We start from the raw sequence: 18,640 nt of genomic DNA, 5'->3' as shown, positions 1-18,640 counted from the left end.
GCCCCGTTTCCTCGTTGTCCACCGGCAGCCGTGATGGCACTGCCCGTCCTTTACCCTAGCTAAATTTCCGGGAACTCCGCTAAGTCTCGATGATTTCGCCGGTGGTCATGTTGATCGCGGGCACGGCAACGGCCTCGGGCCCGTCAGCGGCGAAGTGGTTCACGATGGCGCTGGCGAGTGCCGGACCAATCCCCTTTGCCTGCGAAAGCTCTTCCACGGTTGCGGCCTTCACGCCCTTGACCGATCCAAAGTGGGCCAGCAGGGCCTTGCGCTTGGAGGCGCCCAGGCCCGGAACAGCGTCCAGCGCGGACACGGTCATGGCCTTGCCGCGCTTTTGCCGGTGGAAGGTGATGGCGAAGCGGTGCGCCTCGTCACGGATCCGCTGGAGCAGGTACAGGCCCTGGGAGGTCCGGGGCAGGATGACGGGAAAGTCGCTGTCCGGAAGCCACACCTCCTCCAGCCGCTTGGCCAGGCCCACCACGTAGACGTCGTCGATGCCCAGGTCCTTCAGGGCGCGGGCCGCTGCGTTCACCTGTGGCTGCCCGCCGTCCACCACCACCAGGTTGGGCGGGTAGGCGAACCTGGCCTTGGGGGCAGGAGTGGTGGTGTCCAGCACGGCGCTGTCCGCGTCCGGTTCCAGGCCGTCGGATGCCAGGACGGATTCGTCCACCTGCGCGGACTTGTCCTGCAGGTAGTGCCGGAACCGCCGGGTCAGGACATCATGCATGGCCGCCGTGTCATCGGCGGCCGCGGGGCCGGTAATGGAGAACTTGCGGTAGTCCGACTTCTTGGGCAGCCCGTCCTCCACCACCACCATGGATGCCACCACGTTGGTGCCCTGGACATGGGAGACGTCGAAGCATTCGATCCGGAGCAGGGGCACGGGCAGGTCCAGTGCCTCCTGGAGTTCCTGGAGGGCCTGGGACCTGACGGTGAGGTCCCCGGCGCGCCGCGTCTTGTGCAGCTTCAGCGCGTGCTCGGCATTCTCGCGGACGGTGGACATTAGCGCCGCCTTGTCTCCGCGCTGCGGCATCCGGATGTCCACCTTGGCGCCACGGATGCCGCCCAGCCATTTGGCAAGGTCCTCCGCGTTGCTGGGCGCCACGGGCACCAGGACTTCGCGCGGCAGCCGGCCATGGGTGTCGCCGTCCTCGCCGTAGACCTGCTGGAGCAGGTGCTCCACCAGGTCCGGAGTGGTGAAATCCTCCACCTTTTCCACCACCCAGCCGCGCTGGCCGCGGATCCTGCCGCCGCGGACGTGGAACACCTGGACGGCGGCTTCCAGCTCATCCTCATGCAGGGCGAAGACGTCTGCATCCGTGTCCTCGGACAGCACCACGGCGTTCCGTTCGAAGACCTTGCGCAGGGCCGTGATGTCGTCGCGGAGCCGGGCGGCGTGCTCATAGTCCAGCTTCGCCACGGCGTCGGCCATCTGCTTTTCCAGCTTGTTGATGAACCGCTTGGCCTCGCCTCCCATGAAGGCGCAGAAATCCTCGGCAAGTGCCTTGTGGTCCTCCGGCGAGATCCGGCCCACGCAGGGCGCGGAGCACTTGTCGATGTATCCCAGCAGGCACGGCCGCCCGCTGGCCTCCGCCCGCTTGAAGACGCCGGCGCTGCAGCTCCGGACCTGGAAGACGCGGAGCAGGGTGTCCATGGTCTCGCGGATGGCCCCGGCGGTGTACGGGCCGAAGTAGCGGGTCCCCTTCCGCTTGTCCCCCCGCATGACTTGTACCCGGGGGTACTTTTCGTTCATGGTCACGGCGAGGTAGGGATAGGTCTTGTCGTCCCGGAACACCACATTGAACCGGGGCTTGAATTCCTTGATCCAGGTGTATTCCAGCTGCAGCGACTCGAGTTCGCTGCCAACGACCGTCCACTCGACGCTGCTGGCCGCGTGCACCATGGCATAGGTCTTGGGCAGCAGTCCGGCCGGGTTGGCGAAATACGAGTTCAGCCTGGACCGCAGGCTTTTCGCCTTGCCCACATAGATGACCCGGCCGTGCGGATCACGGAACCGGTATACGCCCGGGTTGGTGGGGATTTCACCGGTTTTGGGCCGGTAACTTGCTGGATTTGCCACCTATCAAGTCTACTGAGTCGCGCCGGGTCTCCCTGCCAGCCGGCCAGGACGGGGTCCGTTCCGGCTGTCCCTGGCCGGCTTGCCGGCTATTCCGGGGTCTTGCTCTGGTTGTAACTGGCCGAACGTTCCTGGCCGCTGAGTTCGGCGATGGCGTCCATGATGCGGTCCGTGACCTCGCGGCGGGCAGGCAGGGAGTGGTCCGGGCCGGTCTTGTCGAAGTACAGCGGCTCCCCCACCTTCATGGTGAAGTGCTGCGGCCTGACCCCCTTCTCGCCGGCGCGCTGCAGCTTCTCGGTGCCGATCAGGCCCACGGGAATCACCGGCGCCCCGGTAGTGAGCGCCAGCCAGCCGACCCCGGTGCGTCCCCGGTAGAGGATGCCGTCCCGGGAACGGGTTCCCTCAGGGTAGATGCCGATGCCGCGGCCTGACTCCAGGATGTCCAGCAGTGTCTTGAGCGCCTGGACACTTGCGGCCTGTTCGCCGCGCTCCACCGGAATGGAGCCCACGGATTCGAAGAACGCCTTCATGACCTTGCCCTTGACGCCGCCGGTGGTGAAGTATTCGGCTTTGGCGAAGAAGGCGACCGGCCGCGGCATCAATGCCTGGACGATCACGCTGTCGAAGAAGGACAGGTGGTTGGGAGCCACGATAAACGGGCCGTCGGAGGGGACATTGTCCAGCCCGACGACGGTGGGCCGGCAGGTGCCGGAGATCAGGTTGCGGGTGGTCCAGCGGACGGCATCAAACATTTCCATCGTTGCTCACCCCGCTCATTGCCGCGACGTGGACGGCCTGCAGACGCTCGATGACCGCGACCAGCTCCTCATCGGTGCTGACGACAGCCACGGAGCCGGCTTCCTCCAGTTCCCCGTCCGGAGCGAACCCCCATGCGACGCCGATGCAGTCCAGTCCGTTGGCGATGGCCCCGGACACGTCCTGGGCGCGGTCCCCCACCATAATGGCGTGCTGCGTGTCCAGATCCCGCAGGGCGGCGGCGATGATCTGGGTCTTGCCCAGGGGAACACCGTCCACTGCCGCTTCGTCATCGCCGGAGCCGTGGATTCCGTGGAAGAGGCCGTCGATGCCATGATGCGCCAGCACCGTATGCGCCAGACGCTGTGGCTTTTGGGTGGCTACTGCCACAGGCCGGCCCGCTGCGGCGAAGGATTCAAGGATCCCGCGGATGCCCGGGTACAGCCGGCTTTGGGCGATTCCGGTGGCCACGTAGTGTTCGCGGTACCGGCGGACCACCTCTTCCAGGCGGTCCGCCGGTACCTTTGCCACGTTGAGCAGGGAATCGCTCAGCTTGGGGCCGATCATCGCGTTGAGCAGGTCCTGGCCGGGAACCGGGAGCCCCAGTCCGCGGAGGGCCGCGGCAATCCCCTCGGTTATGCCACCTGCCGGGTCGACAAGAGTGCCGTCCAGGTCAAAGATCACGGGCACTGTTGTTGAAGTCACCGGGTTAGTTTCTCATGACAGCAGGAGTGCCTGAAACTCGCATTCCCCGTGAGGAATATTTCCGTGGAATTTCCTCCGGTCAGCCGAGTATCTCGGCCAGGAACTTCCCGGTGTGGCTGGTGCCGGACTTGGCCACCTGCTCCGGCGTTCCGGCCGCGACAATCTGGCCGCCGCCCGAACCGCCGTCGGGCCCGAGGTCAACCAGCCAGTCGGCACTCTTGATGACGTCCAGGTTGTGCTCGATGGTGATCACCGTGTTCCCCTTGTCCACCAGCCCCTGAAGGACCATCAGCAGCTTGCGGATGTCCTCGAAGTGCAGGCCAGTGGTGGGCTCGTCCAGGACGTAGATGCTGCGGCCGTTGGAGCGCTTCTGCAGCTCCGCCGCGAGCTTGACGCGTTGCGCTTCACCGCCGGAGAGGGTGGTGGCGGGCTGTCCGAGGCGGACATACCCGAGTCCCACGTCCACCAGGGTGTTCAGGTGCCGTGCGATGGGCGAGAAGGCCGCGAAGAACTCGGCGCCCTCTTCGATGGGCATGTTGAGGACGTCGGCGATGGTCTTGCCCTTGTAGTGCACCTCCAGGGTCTCCCGGTTGTAGCGCGCACCGTGGCACACCTCGCAGGGGACGTACACGTCAGGCAGGAAGTTCATCTCGATCTTCAGCGTGCCGTCGCCGGAGCAGGCCTCGCAGCGGCCGCCTTTGACGTTGAACGAGAAACGGCCGGGCAGGTAGCCGCGGACCTTGGCCTCGGTGGTTTCGGCGAAGAGCTTGCGGATGTTGTCGAAGACACCGGTGTACGTGGCCGGGTTGGACCGCGGCGTGCGGCCGATGGGGCTTTGGTCTACATGGACCACCTTGTCGAGGTGCTCCAGGCCCTGGACCGTCTTGTGCCGTCCGGCCACCTGCTTGGCGCCGTTGAGCTTGTTGGCCAGCACCTTGTAGAGGATTTCATTGACCAGGGTGGACTTGCCCGAACCACTCACGCCCGTCACCGCGGTGAAAAGACCCAGCGGGAAGGCTGCGTCGACGTTCAGGAGGTTGTTCTCCCGTGCGCCCAATACCTTGATCTCGCGCTTCTTGTCGTACTTGCGCCGCTTCCGGGGCACCTCGATGGCCTTGCGGCCGGACAGGTAGTCGCCGGTCAGGGACTCCTTGTTCTCCAGCAACTCCTTGTAGGTCCCCGAGTGGACCACCTGGCCGCCATGCTCGCCCGCGCCGGGTCCGACGTCCACGATCCAGTCGGCCACGTGGATGGTGTCCTCGTCGTGCTCCACGACGATCAGGGTGTTTCCCATGTCGCGGAGCCGGGTGAGGGTTTCGATGAGCCTGCGGTTGTCCCGCTGGTGCAGCCCAATGGAGGGTTCATCCAGGACGTAGAGGACGCCCACCAGGCCGGAGCCGATCTGGGTGGCGAGCCGGATGCGCTGCGCTTCGCCGCCGGACAGGGTGGCCGAGGGGCGCTCCAGGTTGAGGTATTCCAGCCCCACGTCCAGCAGGAAGGTCAGGCGGGCCTGGATCTCCTTGAGGACCTGGTGGGCGATCTGCGCCTCGCGCCCGGTCAGCACCAGGTTGTTGAGGAAATCCGCGCAGTCCCGCATGGGCAGGGCGGCAACCTCGGCGATGGACTTGCCGTTGATCAGCACCGACAGGGATGCCGGGTTGAGCCGCGCGCCGTTGCAGGCGGGGCAGGGAACCTGCCGCATGTACTCCTCGTAGCGGTCGCGGGCCCAGTCGGAATCGGTCTCGCCGTGCTTGCGGTGGACGTACTGGATGGCGCCTTCAAACCCGGTGCTGTACTTGCGTTCGCGGCCAAAGCGGTTGCGGTACTGCACCACCACCTTGTGGTCCTTGCCGTGCAGGATGGTCTGGCGCACGTCCTTGCCCAGCTTCTCCCACGGCGTGGTCATGGAGAAGCCAACCTCCTTGGCCAGGCCCTCGAGGAGCCGGTTCCAGTACTCCGTGGTGGCAGTACCCAGTGACCAGGGCGCGATGGCTCCCTCCGACAGGGAGAGTTCCGGGTTGGGAACAATGAGTTCCTCGTCAACCTCGAGGCGGGTGCCGATGCCGCTGCAGGCGGCGCAGGCGCCGAAGGGGTTGTTGAACGAGAAGGAGCGCGGCTCGATTTCGTCGATGGCCAGGGGGTGCTCGTTGGGGCAGGCGAGGTTCTCGGAGAACGCCCGGATCCTTTCGGGGGCGTCCGCGTCCACGTCGACGAACTCCGCCAGGACCCGGCCCTCGGCCAGTCCCAGCGCGGTCTCGATGGAGTCGGTGAGCCGCTGGCTGATGCCTTCCTTGACCACCAGGCGGTCAACCACCACTTCGATGGTGTGCTTGAACTGCTTGCCCAGCTTGGGGGGATCGTTGAGCTGGACGAGGTTGCCGTCCACCCGCGCCCGGGAGTAGCCCTTTGCGGTGAGTTCCTTGAAGAGGTCCACGAACTCGCCCTTGCGGCCACGCACCACCGGCGCCAGGACCTGGAAGCGGGTTCCCTCGTCGAGTTCGAGGAGCTGGTCCACAATCTGCTGCGGCGTCTGCTTTGACACGGGTTCACCACAGACGGGGCAGTGCGGCCTGCCGACGCGCGCCCACAGCAGGCGCATGTAGTCGTAGATCTCGGTGATGGTACCTACAGTGGACCGCGGGTTCTTGCTGGTGGATTTCTGGTCGATGGATACAGCCGGGGAGAGCCCTTCGATGAAATCGACGTCGGGCTTGTCCACCTGGCCCAGGAACTGGCGTGCGTAGGCGGACAGCGATTCGACGTAACGGCGCTGGCCTTCGGCAAAGATTGTGTCGAACGCCAGCGAGGACTTGCCGGATCCGGAGAGGCCGGTGAAGACGATCATGGCGTCGCGCGGCAGGTCGAGGTCCACGTTGCGCAGGTTGTGCTCCCGCGCGCCCTTCACCACGAGGCGGGAGAGGTCCGGGCGCTGCGGGGCGGCGGCGGCAGGGACCGCGAAGGACGTGGAGGGGGCAGGGGTTTCTTCAGCTACGGCTTTAGGCACCCCATTATGCTAATCGAAAACTTTTTCGAACACTCGCGGTTCCGCCGTCAGGGAACATCGTAGGCGGCCGCCAGGATTTTCACGGCCTCGGCAAAGCTGGCCCCTTGGGATTTGGCGACGGCGGCGTATGCGGCGGCTGCGGCGGACAGGCCGCCCAGGCGCTCGTCACGCGCGGCAACCACCGTACCGTTCCGGCCACGGGTGGTGACGATCCCGGCGGCCTCCAGTTCCTTGTACGCCCTGGCCACGGTGTGCGGGGCGACGTCGAGCTTCTCCGCCAGGGCCCGCACGGCAGGCAGCCTGGTGCCCGGCGCCAACGCGCCGCTGTCCGCCAGATGGATGACCTGAAGCCGGAGTTGCTCGAACAGCGCCACGCTGCTGGCCGGGTTGGGGCGCCAGGACCCCGGGAAGTCGCCTGCGGCGCTCACAGGCCGCCCTCCAGGATGCCCGCACGGCCGTCGCGTTCGGCGAACTGTGCGTTGTACAGCCGGGCGTAGTAGCTGTTGGCGGCAAGGAGGCTGTCATGCGTGCCCTGCTCGACGATCTGTCCATGGTCCATGACGAGAATTAGATCAGCGTTCCGGATGGTGGACAAACGGTGGGCAATCACGAAACTGGTCCGCCCCTGGCGCAGCCGCTGCATCGCCTGGCGGATGAGCACCTCCGTCCTGGAATCGACCGAACTTGTGGCCTCATCCAGGACCAGCACACTGCGCCCGGCGAGCTGCGCCCTGGCGATGGTGATGAGCTGCCGCTGCCCCTGGCTGAGCTGCTCGCCGCCGTTCTCCAGGACTGTGTCGTAGCCGCGCGGCAGGGACCTGATGAAACGGTCCGCGTGCGTTGCCTCCGCGGCGGCAACTATGGCCGCATCCGCAGCGCCTGGCAGCCCGTAGGCGATGTTTTCCCGGATGGTCCCGGCAAAAAGCCAGGAATCCTGGAGCACCACGCCGAACCTGCCCCGCAGCTGGTCGCGGGGAATTTCCGCGATGTCCCTTCCGCCCATGGTGATCCTGCCGGACGAAGGTTCCAGGAACCGCATCAGCAGGTTCACCACGGTGCTCTTGCCCGCGCCCGTGTGCCCCACGATGGCCACCGCCTGGCCCGGTGCCACCGTGAAGGTGAGGTTGCTGACCGCCGGAACGGAACCGGGATAGCTGAAGGTGACGTCATGGAAGACGATGCGGCCGGCGGCGGGAGCGCCGGCCGCTGCGCCGGCCGGTTCCTGGAGGTCTTCCCCGGCATCGAGGAGCACGAAAACCCTTGCCGCCGAGGCTGCGCAGGACTGAATAACGTTGAGCAGGCCGCCGATTTGCCCCACCGGCTGGGTGAACAGCCGGCTGAATTGGATGAAGGCCTGGACGCCGCCGATGGTCATGGCGCCTGCGATGACCTGCAGCGCACCCACCACTGCGACAGCAATGTAATTGAGGTTGGACATCAGCACCATCAGCGGCTGGACCACACCGGCTGAGTACTGGGCTTTGGCTGCCGCCCGGGCCAGGCGGCCGTTGCTGCGGCTGAAGACCTCCGTGGCCTGCGCCTGCCGGCCAAAGGCCTTGATGACTTCATGCCCGCTGATGAATTCCTCCACGTGCGCGTTGAGTTCGCCGGTCTCCTTCCATTGCCTGGCGAAATGCTCCTGGGACCGCCGGGCCACCAGGACGGTGATCCAGGTGGAAACGGGGACGCTGGCAATGGCAATGGCCGCGAGCAGCGGCGAGATCCACAGCATCATGGCCAGCGACCCGCACAGCATCAGGACGGACACGATGAGCTGGGTCAGAACCTGGTTCAGGGCCTGGGCAATGTTGTCGATGTCGTTGGTGGCCCGGCTCAGGACATCCCCGCGGGAGCGTTCCCGGAAATACGTGGAGGGGAGCCGGTGCAGCTTGTCCTCAAGCGCTGCTCGCAGGCCATACATAAGTCCCTGCACCGCACGTGCCGTCAGAGCGCCCTGGATCCAGTTGAAGAGGGAAGCGAAAACATACATCAAGGCCACGGCTGCCAGCAGGACTCCGAGGCGCTGGTCCAGGCTTCCCTGGAAGATGCCCTGCACCACCATGTCCGTGGCGTCGCCCAGATACTTGGGGGCGGCAACGTTGACCCCTGCGAAGGCGCACGTTGCCGCCACGGCCCCCAGCATCTGCAACCGGAACGGGCGCAGCAGGCCAAGGAGCCTGCGGGCGGTCGGCCAGAACCTGTGCGCCGTTTCCGCGGATTCCTCCACCGCCGTCACAGCGTGCCGTCCAGCGCGAGCTGGGATTCTGCGATTTCCCGGTAGGTGGCGGACGTTTCCAGCAGCTCCCTGTGCGTTCCCTGCGCAACCAGCCGGCCGTCGTCGAGCACCAGGATGAGATCCGCGTCTTCGACCGCGGAAATGCGCTCGGCCACGATGATGACCGTTGCGGCGGCGAGCGCCTGGTCAAGTGCGCGCCGCAGCCTGGTGTCGGTGTCATAGTCCAGCGCGGAGAAGCTGTCGTCAAAGAGGTAGAGGGGCGCTTTGCGCAGGAGGGCCCTGGCGATGCAGAGCCTTTGCCGCTGGCCGCCCGACAGGCTGGCGCCGCCCTGGCCGACGGGGGTGGCAAGTCCAAGCGGGAGGTCGCGCATGAAACGCATGGTCTGGGCAGCCTCCAGGACAGCCCACAGTTCCTGGTCCGTGGCGTCGGGGTCCGCCATCCGCAGGTTGTCTGCGATGGTTCCCGTAAAAAGGTGGGAGTGCTGGGGCACGATAGCCATGGCAGCGCGGAGTTGGTCCAGGGGCAGGTGGCGGATGTCGTGGCCGGCAAGGGTGATGCGGCCGTGGGTGGGGTCCAGGAAACGCGGGATCAGGTTCAGCAGCGTGGTCTTGCCGCTTCCGGTGGAGCCCACGATTGCTGTGGTGGTACCGGGAGCTGCCGTGAAACTGATGTCCGCGAGCACGGGCGCTTCTGCTCCCGGATAAGAGAAGGCGACATCCTGGAACGCCAGCGTTGCCTGCCGCCCCGGCAGCACGGCGCCGGGCGGTGGAAGCGCGGCTGCCTTGTCACTGGCTGCCTTGTCACTGGCTGCCCTGTCGCTGGCCGCTCGGTCACTGGCCGCAGTGTGATTGCCCGGATCGCCGACGGACGGCTCGGTGTCAAGGACCGCCTGGATGCGTTCCGCGCAGACTGCCGCCCGCGGCGCCGTCATGAGCACGTACATGGACATCATGATCGCCAGCAGTATCTGCATGATGTAGGCGATGAACGCCGTGAGCGCCCCAAGGTTCATCTGGCCTGCCTGGATCCGGTGCCCGCCGAACCACACCACCGCAACCGAGCTGGTATTGACCACCAGCATGATGATGGGCAGCATCCCCGCCACCAGGAGCGCGGACTGCAGGTTGTTGGCGGTGAGGCCGGCGTTGGTTTCCGCAAACCGCCGGACCTCATGGCCCTGGCGGACAAAGGCGCGGATGACATCCACCCCGATGATCTGCTCGCGAAGAATCCCGCCGGACCGGTCCAGCAGGTCCTGGCCCTCACGGTAGAGCGGAATCAGCCGCCTGACAATCAGGTACATGATCAGCAGGAGCAGGGGCACGATGACGATCACCACCAGGGACAGCGCAACATCCTGCTGCACGGCCAGGACGATGCCGCCTACGCCCATGGCGGGCCCGGCAAAGAGCATGGTGAAGACAAGCACCGCGAAGGCCTGGATCTGCTGGACATCGTTGGTGGCGCGGATGGTCAGGCTCTGTGTTCCGAACAGGGCCACGTCCTGGGAGGACAGGGACTGGATCCGGGTGAAAACCTCGGCCCGCAGGCGGTGCCCGATCCTCATGGCCACCACCGCCCCAAGGTAGCCGGCAGCAATGGCGGACGCTGCCTGCACCACGGCAATGACGGCCATGAGCACGCCAAGGCGCGAGACCACCCCCGGCTCCCCTGCGACAATCCCGTCATCGATAATGGCGGCGTTCACGGTGGGCAGCAGCAGGTTTGCCGCCGCCTGGATCAGCTGAAGGAAAACGATCGCCCATACATACGCGTATTGACCGGCAAGCTGCCGCTTCACGAGTCCGACCAGCAAAATACCCCCTGTAAATGCATGGGCCGAAGAGGGGGCCAGCGGCTTGACCCCTAAACCACAGTCGCCATTGTAAGCCAGATCACTTTTCACTGCTGTCACAGCCTGTGACGGGCGTGGAAAACCCGTTGGCCGGGTACCGGTTAGCCGGCTTTGCGGCCCACTGCGAAGATGCGGCGGAAAGGCAAAACGGTGCCGTGGACCCCGCGGGGGTAGGCGTCCCGCAAAGAGGCCGCGTACTCGGTCTCGAAACTCCTGGCGTCCTCCTCGCCCAGGGCGGCCATCACGGGCCGCAGTGCCGTGCCCCGGACCCATTCCAGCACGGGGTCCGGCCCCGGCAGGACCTGCAGGTAGGTGGTTTCCCACGCATCCGCCGCGCAGCCGGCGTCGAGCAGGATCCGCAGGTATTCCTCCGGCTCCCCCACGGCCTCCCCGCCCCGCAGCACACCGTCCAGCTTTGCAGCCCAGCGGTCCGATCCCGCGAGGTCCCGCATCAGGGAGTGCGAGGGGGCGTTGAAATTTCCGGGTACCTGCAGGGCGAACCAGGCCCCCGGCCGGAGCACTTCCAGCCACTTGCGCAACATGTCCTGGTGGCCCGGAACCCACTGCAGGGCGGCGTTGCTGACCACAACGTCCGTCTCCGGACTGGGCATCCAGCCCTCGATGCCGGCCTGCTCAAAGCGAAGGGAGGGCTTCTCCTCCGCCAGTGCCGACGCCTTTGCCAGCATGTCCGCGGAGGAATCCAGGCCCAGGACCCGGGCGCCCGGCCAGCGGTCAGCCAGGGTTGCCGTCAGGTTCCCTGGCCCGCAGCCCAGGTCAACCACGCGCTTGGGCCGGTCGGCATGGATCCGGGCCGTGAGATCGAAGAACGGCCGGTTCCGGTAGTCGCCGAACTGGACATACTTGGCGGGGTCCCACTTCATGAATCTCTCCAGCTTCTGACGCGCACACGGGCAAGGCGTAGCCTAACCCGCCAGGGACTCCGGATCCGGCCGCAACGTGGCACTAAGGTTGAAGTCAATGAAACTCGTTGACCAGCTGATCGATCTGCCCGCCCCCGCCCCATCCGCCGCCGTCGACCCCGACGCCCTTTACACCCGGTTCGTGGAGTGGACGGAAAGCCGGGGCCTGTCGCTGTACCCGGCACAGGACGAGGCCATCATGGAGCTGGCAACCGGGGCGAACGTCATCCTGGCCACGCCCACCGGCTCAGGGAAGTCCCTGGTGGCCATTGCGGCGCACTTCCAGGCCATGTCCCAGGGCCGCCGAAGCTATTACACGGCACCGATCAAAGCCCTGGTGTCCGAGAAATTCTTCGCGCTCTGCGACATCTTCGGAGCAGAGAACGTGGGCATGATCACCGGCGACTCCGGGGTGAACCAGGATGCTCCCATCATCTGCTGCACCGCCGAGATCCTGGCCAACATCGCGCTCCGGGAAGGCGCCGCAGCCGAACTCGGTGCGGTGATCATGGACGAGTTCCACTTCTACTCCGACCCGCAGCGCGGCTGGGCCTGGCAGGTCCCCCTCCTGGAGCTTCCGCAGGCCCAGTTCCTGCTGATGTCCGCCACCCTGGGCGATGTCACCCGGTTCGAGGAGGGGCTCACGGCGCTGACCGGACGTGCCACCACCACCGTCAGTTCCGCCGAACGGCCCATTCCGCTGCACTACTACTACCACCAGACACCCGTCCACGAGACGCTGGAGGAGTTGTTGTCCACCCGGCAGGTGCCCGTCTATGTGGTGCACTTCAGCCAGCTCGAAGCGATCGACCGTGCCCAGAACCTGATGAGCATCAACGTGTGCACCCGGGAGGAAAAGGACAAAATCGCGGAGCTGATCGCCAACTTCCGGTTTGCCGCGGGCTTTGGGAAGACGCTTAACCGCCTGGTCCGCCATGGGATCGGTGTGCACCACGCCGGAATGCTGCCCAAGTACCGGCGGCTGGTGGAGCAACTGGCGCAGGCGGGGCTGCTGAAGGTCATTTGCGGCACGGACACCCTGGGCGTGGGCATCAACGTCCCCATCCGGACGGTGCTGCTCACGGCTTTGAGCAAGTACGACGGCGTCCGCACCCGGCTGCTCAACCCGCGTGAGTTCCACCAGATTGCGGGCAGGGCGGGCCGTGCGGGCTACGACACCGCCGGGACAGTGGTGGTGCAGGCACCCGAGCACGTGACTGAGAACGTCAAGGCGATGGCCAAGGCCACCGCCAAGTTCGGCGATGACCAGAAGAAGCTCCGCCAGGTGGTGAAGAAAAAGCCGCCCGAGGGCTTCGTCTCCTGGGGTGAGCCCACGTTCAAGCGGTTGGTGGAATCGGTACCGGACCCGCTGACGTCCAGCTTCACGGTAACGCACGCCATGTTGATGAACCTGATGGAGCGGCCCGGCGACCCGTTCGCGGCGGCCCGGCGGCTGCTCACCGAAAACCACGAGCCGCGCGCTTCCCAGCTGCGGCTGATGAAGAAGGCCCTGGGCATTTACCGGGAACTGCTGGCCGCCGAAGTGATCGAACGCATCCCGCCGGAGGAGCAAGGCCCCGATGGCCGTTCCGTCCGGCTGACCGTCCATCTGCAGCCGAACTTCGCGCTGAACCAGCCGCTCTCCCCCTTTGCGCTTGCCGCACTGGAGCTCCTTGACCCGGAGTCGCCGTCGTACGCCCTGGACGTGGTGTCCGTGATCGAGGCGACCCTGGAGAAACCGCGGCAGATACTGTCGGCGCAGCAGAAGAAGGCGCGCGGCGAAGCGGTGGCCGCCATGAAGGCTGAGGGCATCGACTACGACCAGCGGATGGCCATGCTGGACGAGGTCACCTACCCCCAACCGCTCGCGGAGATCCTGGGCGAGGCGTTCGAGGTCTACCGGAAGGCCGCGCCGTGGGTGGGCGACTTTGAGCTTGCACCCAAGTCGGTAGTGCGCGACATGTACCAGCGGGCGATGAACTTTGGCGAATTCGTCCAGTTCTACGGCCTGGCCCGGTCCGAAGGAATCGTGCTGCGGTACCTTGCCGATGCCTTCAAGGCGTTGCGCCAGACTGTTCCGCAGGACATGCTTCGCGAGGACCTGGAAGACCTGACCGCCTGGCTGGGTGAGCTGGTGCGGCAGGTGGACTCCAGCCTCCTGGACGAATGGGAGGAGCTGGCCTCCGGGGCGGCGCCGACGCCGCATGACGCGCCGCCTCCCCCGCCGCCGTCGCTCACCTCCAACATCCGCGCTTTCCGGGTGATGGTGCGCAACGAGATGTTCCGGCGGGTGGAACTGTTCGCTGACGAGGACGCCACGGCGTTGGGCGAGCTCGACGGCGGTTCCGGGTGGGGTGCCGAACGCTGGGAAGACGCGCTGGACGACTACTTCGACGAACACGATGACATCGGGACCGGGCCCGACGCCCGCGGTCCGGGCCTGCTCATGATCACCGAGGAACCCGGAACGTGGAAGGTGCGCCAGATCTTCGATGACCCGGCGGGCAACCACGACTGGGGGATCTCCGCCGAGGTGGATCTTGCGGGCTCGAATGCCACCGGGACAGCGGTGGTCAAGGTGACGGAGGTTAACCGGCTCTGACACCGACCTGGCCGGGGCAGCCGTCCCGGCGCCGGCGGTAAGCTCGGAGAATGAGTGCAATCCGCCCCGCAACCCGCCACGACGTGCCCGCCATCCTCCGAATGATCCATGAACTGGCCCATTACGAGAAGGAACCCGACGCCGTCCGGAACACGCCCGAGCGCCTGGAACAGGTGCTCTTCGGCGACAACCCCCGCGTATTCGCGGCCATGGCCGAAAACGCGGCGGGCGAGGTGCAGGGCTTCGCGCTGTGGTTCCTGAACTACTCCACCTGGGAGGGCGTTCACGGGATCTACCTGGAGGACCTTTACGTCAGCCCTGAAGCCCGGGGCGAAGGCCACGGCAAGGCGCTGCTGCAGCACCTTGCGGCGATCGCGGTCGAGAATGGCTACGCACGGGTGGAATGGAGCGTGTTGGACTGGAACGAGCCCTCCATCAACTTTTACCGCCGCCTGGGTGCGCGCCCCATGGACGGCTGGTCCACCTTCAGGCTGACCGGCGAATCACTGGACCGGTTCGGCCGGGCCACGTCCCGCGACTCCCTTCCCGCTTCTGCCCGTGGCTGACGCGCGCCGGGTCCAGGCGACCGCCGTCGGGCATGACGTCAAGGCCCGGCATGAATTCCGTGGCATGCGCACGGTGGAGCACTACTTCACAGTCCCGCTGGACCATTTTGCTTCGGAGGATCATGCCGTGGCCGGCGGCCAGCCTCGCGGCGAAACCATCACGGTTTTCGCCCGGGAGTACGTGTCTGCTGCGCACAGCGAAGAAGCCGCCGCGCGGCTGCCCTGGCTCCTCTTCCTGCAGGGCGGCCCGGGCGGCCGCGGCAACAGGTGGGGTTCCCTGGGTGGCTGGAGCAAAGCCGCGGCGCAGGACTTCCGCATCCTGATGCTTGACCAGCGCGGCACGGGCCTCTCCTCGCCCATTGACCGGAACACCCTGCCCGGCCGCGGAAGCGCGGCGGAGCAGGCGGCCTACCTGGAGCACTTCAGGGCGGACTCGATCGTGGCGGACGCGGAGTTGATCCGCCACGCCCTGGAATCACCGCCCTGGACGATTTACGGCCAGAGCTACGGGGGCTTCTGCGCGCTTACCTACCTGTCCTTCGCACCTGCGGGCCTGCGCGAGGTGCTGGTAACCGGCGGCCTTGCCCCGCTCACCGGTTCCGCGGACGACGTGTACCGGGCCACGTACCAGCGGGTGGCGGCCCGCAACGACGAGTACTTCCGCTGGTATCCCGAGGACAGGAACGTTGTGGAGCGGATTGCCCGCCACCTGCGCTCCACGCCGGAATTCCTGCCCGACGGCGGGCCCCTCACCGTGGAGCGGTTCCAGATGGCGGGGGCGTTCCTGGGCGGCAACACGCGCGTGGACAGCCTCCACTACCTGCTCGAGGACGCCTTTGTGGACACGGCGGCCGGACCGCGCCTGTCCGACGCGTTCCTGGAGCAGCTCCAAGGCGTCATCTCCCGCCGGTCCAACCCGCTGTACGCGCTGATGCACGAATCCATCTATGGCCAGGGCCAGGCCACCGATTGGTCAGCGTGGCGGATGCTCGGCGAAAACCCCTGGTTCCGGCCGGATGCCGACCCGCTGCTGCTCACCGGGGAGATGGTGTATCCGTGGTACTTCGAGCAGGACCCTGCCCTCCGGCCCCTGCGGGAAGTGGCGGAACTGCTGGCCGGCAAACAGGACTGGAAGCCGCTGTACGACGCGCGGGTACTGGCCCGCAATACTGTTCCCGTGGCTGCGGCAGTCTACTCGGACGACATCTACGTGGACCGGGAGCTTTCGCTGCGGACCGCCGCTGCGGTGCGCGGGCTGCAGGTCTGGGAGACGGCGGACTTCCATCACGACGGAATCGCCGACGACGGTGAGCGGATTTTTGCCCGCTTGCTGGGCATGGTGCGGTCAGGCGGCCGCTGACCGGCGGTGTGACAGGCGCGTGGCCACCGCTGCGGCCAGGACGGCCGCCCCGATGGTCCCGCCCAGAAGGTTCAGGCCCAGGTAGCCGGCAACACCCAGGACAAGTCCCGACACCGCGCCGCCCAGAGCCCCCGCGGCCCCCATCAGCATGTCGGAGACACCCTGGACCGCCACCCGGGCTCCCTGCCCCACGCTTTCCGCCAGGAGCGTGGAGCCGGAAATCGTGGCCGCAGACCAGCCCATGCCCAGCAGGACCAGCCCGGTGGCCACCGCGGCGGTTGAGGACTGGCCGAACCCGGCAACGGCCACCGCCGCGATCAGCAGCGTGAAGCCGATCATGATGGTCTCCATCCTGCCCGCCCTGTCGGTCAACCAGCCCATGACCGGGGAGAGCGCAAACATCCCGGCGATGTGAAGTGAGATGGTGAAGCCTATGATGACCAGCACGTCCCCCTCGGCAACGTGCCCGGCGTGCGGACCGGGTCCCTCCACGAGGTGCTGGAGGTGCAGCGGCGTCATCGACATCACGCCGACCATCACCGCGTGGGCTGCCACGACGCCCGTCACCGCCAGCAGTGCTGTCCGCGATCCACGGATGGCACGAAGCCCCCGGCTGAGCGAACCCGGGGAGGCAGCTGCGGCGGCCGCGGAGACAGTGGGTGGGGCGTCCATGGGAGGGGCTTGCGAGGGGGCGGCGGCAGCGACCCCGGTTCGCGCTGCCGCCGACGGCGGAACGGCTCCACCAGGGCCGGCGGCCGCACGTTGGCGTGCCAGCAGCAAGGGGTCGGGGCGAAGGCCTGCGAACAGGATTACAGTGGCAATGAGGAGCCCGGCCCCGGAAATCACAAAAGGACCAGCAACCGGAGGCAGGCCCAATGCTGCCCCCACGGCTGTGCCCGGCTGGATCAGGTTGGGTCCGGCAACGGCGCCGACAGTCACGGCCCAGACCACGGTGGACAGCGCCCGCCCGCGGTGTTCGGCAGGAGCGAGATCGACGGCGGCAAACCTTGCCTGCAGGCTCGCGGCCGTGCCCACCCCTATGCCTGCCGATCCAAGCAGCAGCAGGACGAAGAGGCCGGAGACAACGGCCAGCACCATCAGCACGGCGCCTGCCAAAGCGGCCGAGAGACCGGCCACCTGCCCGGCCCGGCGTCCGCGCCGTTCCGCCAGCGATGCCAGCGGCAGTGCCGCGGCCGCGGCCCCGAGGGTCATCACCGTGGCAACGGCACCCGCCCAGGCGCTGGAACCGGAGAGTTCCACGGCCAGGATTGAGCCTATGGAGACGGTTGATCCCGTCCCAAGTCCACTGAATACCTGGGCCACGCTCAAGAGCACAACAGTGCGCCGCTGCACGTGGCGCACGTCCTGCTCCATCACAAGTGTGCGGGCCATGTTCAGAGCATAGTCCCGGCGCGGCGCACGCCACAGGGGTTTTTGCCCGCTGCCTCAGGAAGGGTTAAATGCCGGATCCCGGCCGCGCGTGCGGCCGGGATCCGGCGGATTGGAGCGGGCGGGGGCGCCTAGTCGACGTCGCTGTGGCTCCTGCGGACGTCTTCCTCGAGCCGGGGATCCATCTTGGCAGCCTGCGCCTTGGAGCTGACCAGGCTGGCGACCACGGCGATGATGATGGTGCCCACAATGACGGCAAGGGAGACGAACGTGGGAATCTCCGGCGCCCATTCGATGTGGTGTCCACCGTTGATGAAGGGCAGCTCGTTCACGTGCATGGCGTGCAGGACCAGCTTGACGCCGATGAACGCGAGGATGAAGGACAGTGCGTGCTTCAGGTAGATGAGCCGGTTCATCAGGCCACCGAGCAGGAAGTACAGCTGCCGCAGTCCCATGAGGGCGAAAAGGTTGGCCGTGAAGACAATGAAAGGGCTCTGGGTCAGGCCGAAGATGGCGGGAATGGAGTCAACCGCGAACAGCAGGTCCGTGAGGCCGATGGTGATGAAGACGATCACCATGGGGGTGAACACCTTCTTGCCGTTCACCGTGGTCCGCAGCTTGCCCCCGTCGAACTTCTCGGACATGGGGATGACCTTGCGGATCCTGGCAATCAGCGGGTTTTCCCGGTCTTCTTCCTCTTCGCCCTCGTCCTGGGCCTGCTTCCAGGCCGTCCACAGCAGGAATGCGCCAAAGATGTAGAACACCCAGCTGAACTGTTCGATGACGATGGCGCCGAGCATGATGAAGATGCCTCGCAGGACCAGCGCGATGATGATGCCCACCATCAGCACTTCCTGCTGGTACTTCCGGGGCACGGAGAACCTGGCCATGATGATGATGAACACGAACAGGTTGTCGATGCTGAGGCTGTATTCGGTGACCCAGCCGGCCACGAACTGGCTGCCGAACTCGGCACCCGTGAAAGCGAACATGGCACCGGCAAAGGTCAGGGCGAGGCTGACATAGAAGGCTACCCACAGACCGGCTTCCTTCATGGACGGCTCGTGCGGCCGCCGGACCACCAGGAGGAGATCGATCAGGAGAATCAGGCCAAGGACGACAAATGAGCCGACCTCGAACCAAACAGGCAAATCAAGCACAGGGAAGCC

General features: G+C 66.4%; 13 protein-coding genes. 3 read left to right on the top strand and 10 right to left on the bottom strand.

The window, feature by feature from the left end; all coding sequences use genetic code 11:
* Window positions 1-79: 79 nt before the first annotated feature.
* From uvrC to LDO14_RS09620, 8 genes are all read right to left on the bottom strand, one after another.
* Window positions 80-2,080, bottom strand: coding sequence for an excinuclease ABC subunit UvrC (gene uvrC / locus LDO14_RS09655; protein ID WP_223995069.1), 2,001 nt, complete (start codon window positions 2,078-2,080; stop codon window positions 80-82).
* Between the two features lie 86 nt (window positions 2,081-2,166).
* A complete protein-coding gene (locus LDO14_RS09650; RefSeq protein ID WP_026266192.1) occupies window positions 2,167-2,835 on the bottom strand; it encodes a lysophospholipid acyltransferase family protein in 669 nt (222 codons plus the stop codon).
* Window positions 2,822-3,538, bottom strand: a complete 717-nt coding sequence (locus LDO14_RS09645; protein WP_026266193.1) for an HAD hydrolase-like protein — start codon at window positions 3,536-3,538, stop codon at window positions 2,822-2,824. Before LDO14_RS09645 ends, LDO14_RS09650 begins: the two co-directional genes overlap by 14 nt.
* Window positions 3,539-3,617: 79 nt before the next feature.
* Complete coding sequence (gene uvrA, locus LDO14_RS09640) at window positions 3,618-6,542, bottom strand: excinuclease ABC subunit UvrA (protein ID WP_223995067.1); 2,925 nt, start codon at window positions 6,540-6,542, stop codon at window positions 3,618-3,620.
* 47 nt (window positions 6,543-6,589) lie between these two features.
* Window positions 6,590-6,970 carry a GntR family transcriptional regulator gene (locus LDO14_RS09635; RefSeq protein ID WP_018771987.1) on the bottom strand — a complete coding sequence of 127 codons (381 nt, stop codon included), beginning with the start codon at window positions 6,968-6,970 and terminating at the stop codon, window positions 6,590-6,592.
* Window positions 6,967-8,778: an ABC transporter ATP-binding protein gene (locus LDO14_RS09630; protein ID WP_223995065.1), complete on the bottom strand. Its 1,812-nt coding sequence runs from the start codon at window positions 8,776-8,778 to the stop codon at window positions 6,967-6,969. Before LDO14_RS09630 ends, LDO14_RS09635 begins: the two co-directional genes overlap by 4 nt.
* On the bottom strand, window positions 8,775-10,595 hold the full coding sequence (locus LDO14_RS09625) for an ABC transporter ATP-binding protein (RefSeq protein WP_223995063.1): 1,821 nt from the start codon (window positions 10,593-10,595) through the stop codon (window positions 8,775-8,777). The genes LDO14_RS09630 and LDO14_RS09625 overlap by 4 nt, the downstream gene beginning before the upstream one ends.
* Before the next feature lie 140 nt (window positions 10,596-10,735).
* Window positions 10,736-11,515 carry a trans-aconitate 2-methyltransferase gene (locus tag LDO14_RS09620; RefSeq protein WP_144599700.1) on the bottom strand — a complete coding sequence of 260 codons (780 nt, stop codon included), beginning with the start codon at window positions 11,513-11,515 and terminating at the stop codon, window positions 10,736-10,738.
* Between the two features lie 97 nt (window positions 11,516-11,612).
* Here LDO14_RS09620 and LDO14_RS09615 point away from each other — a divergent pair, with 97 nt between their 5' ends.
* From LDO14_RS09615 to LDO14_RS09605, 3 genes are all read left to right on the top strand, one after another.
* Complete coding sequence (locus LDO14_RS09615) at window positions 11,613-14,156, top strand: DEAD/DEAH box helicase (protein WP_223995061.1); 2,544 nt, start codon at window positions 11,613-11,615, stop codon at window positions 14,154-14,156.
* Window positions 14,157-14,206: 50 nt separating this feature from the next.
* Entirely contained in the window at window positions 14,207-14,722 is a 516-nt protein-coding gene (locus LDO14_RS09610) for a GNAT family N-acetyltransferase (RefSeq protein WP_018771992.1), read from the top strand.
* Window positions 14,723-14,786: 64 nt separating this feature from the next.
* Window positions 14,787-16,082: an alpha/beta fold hydrolase gene (locus tag LDO14_RS09605; RefSeq protein WP_223995184.1), complete on the top strand. Its 1,296-nt coding sequence runs from the start codon at window positions 14,787-14,789 to the stop codon at window positions 16,080-16,082.
* Here the strand turns inward: LDO14_RS09605 and LDO14_RS09600 are convergent.
* Window positions 16,068-17,474 (bottom strand): MFS transporter, encoded by a 1,407-nt coding sequence (locus LDO14_RS09600; protein WP_144599697.1) that lies wholly within the window; start codon window positions 17,472-17,474, stop codon window positions 16,068-16,070. The two genes, LDO14_RS09605 and LDO14_RS09600, sit on opposite strands and share 15 nt — an antisense overlap.
* Window positions 17,475-17,602: 128 nt before the next feature.
* Window positions 17,603-18,631, bottom strand: coding sequence for a TerC family protein (locus LDO14_RS09595; protein ID WP_223995059.1), 1,029 nt, complete (start codon window positions 18,629-18,631; stop codon window positions 17,603-17,605).
* Window positions 18,632-18,640: the final 9 nt, after the last annotated feature.

This window comes from Arthrobacter sp. NicSoilB11 (genome assembly GCF_019977375.1).
GTDB lineage: Bacteria > Actinomycetota > Actinomycetes > Actinomycetales > Micrococcaceae > Arthrobacter.
The sequence above is the reverse complement of the archived record's forward strand: the minus strand, read 5'-3'. Positions and strand labels throughout refer to the sequence as shown.

Coding starts and splice junctions, on each gene's coding strand:
- LDO14_RS09620 (WP_144599700.1), bottom strand. CDS start 11,515: ATGAAGTGGGACCCCGCCAAGTATGTCCAGTTCGGCGACTACCGGAAC.
- LDO14_RS09615 (WP_223995061.1), top strand. CDS start 11,613: ATGAAACTCGTTGACCAGCTGATCGATCTGCCCGCCCCCGCCCCATCC.
- LDO14_RS09650 (WP_026266192.1), bottom strand. CDS start 2,835: ATGGAAATGTTTGATGCCGTCCGCTGGACCACCCGCAACCTGATCTCC.
- LDO14_RS09600 (WP_144599697.1), bottom strand. CDS start 17,474: ATGGCCCGCACACTTGTGATGGAGCAGGACGTGCGCCACGTGCAGCGG.
- LDO14_RS09605 (WP_223995184.1), top strand. CDS start 14,787: ATGCGCACGGTGGAGCACTACTTCACAGTCCCGCTGGACCATTTTGCT.
- LDO14_RS09610 (WP_018771992.1), top strand. CDS start 14,207: ATGAGTGCAATCCGCCCCGCAACCCGCCACGACGTGCCCGCCATCCTC.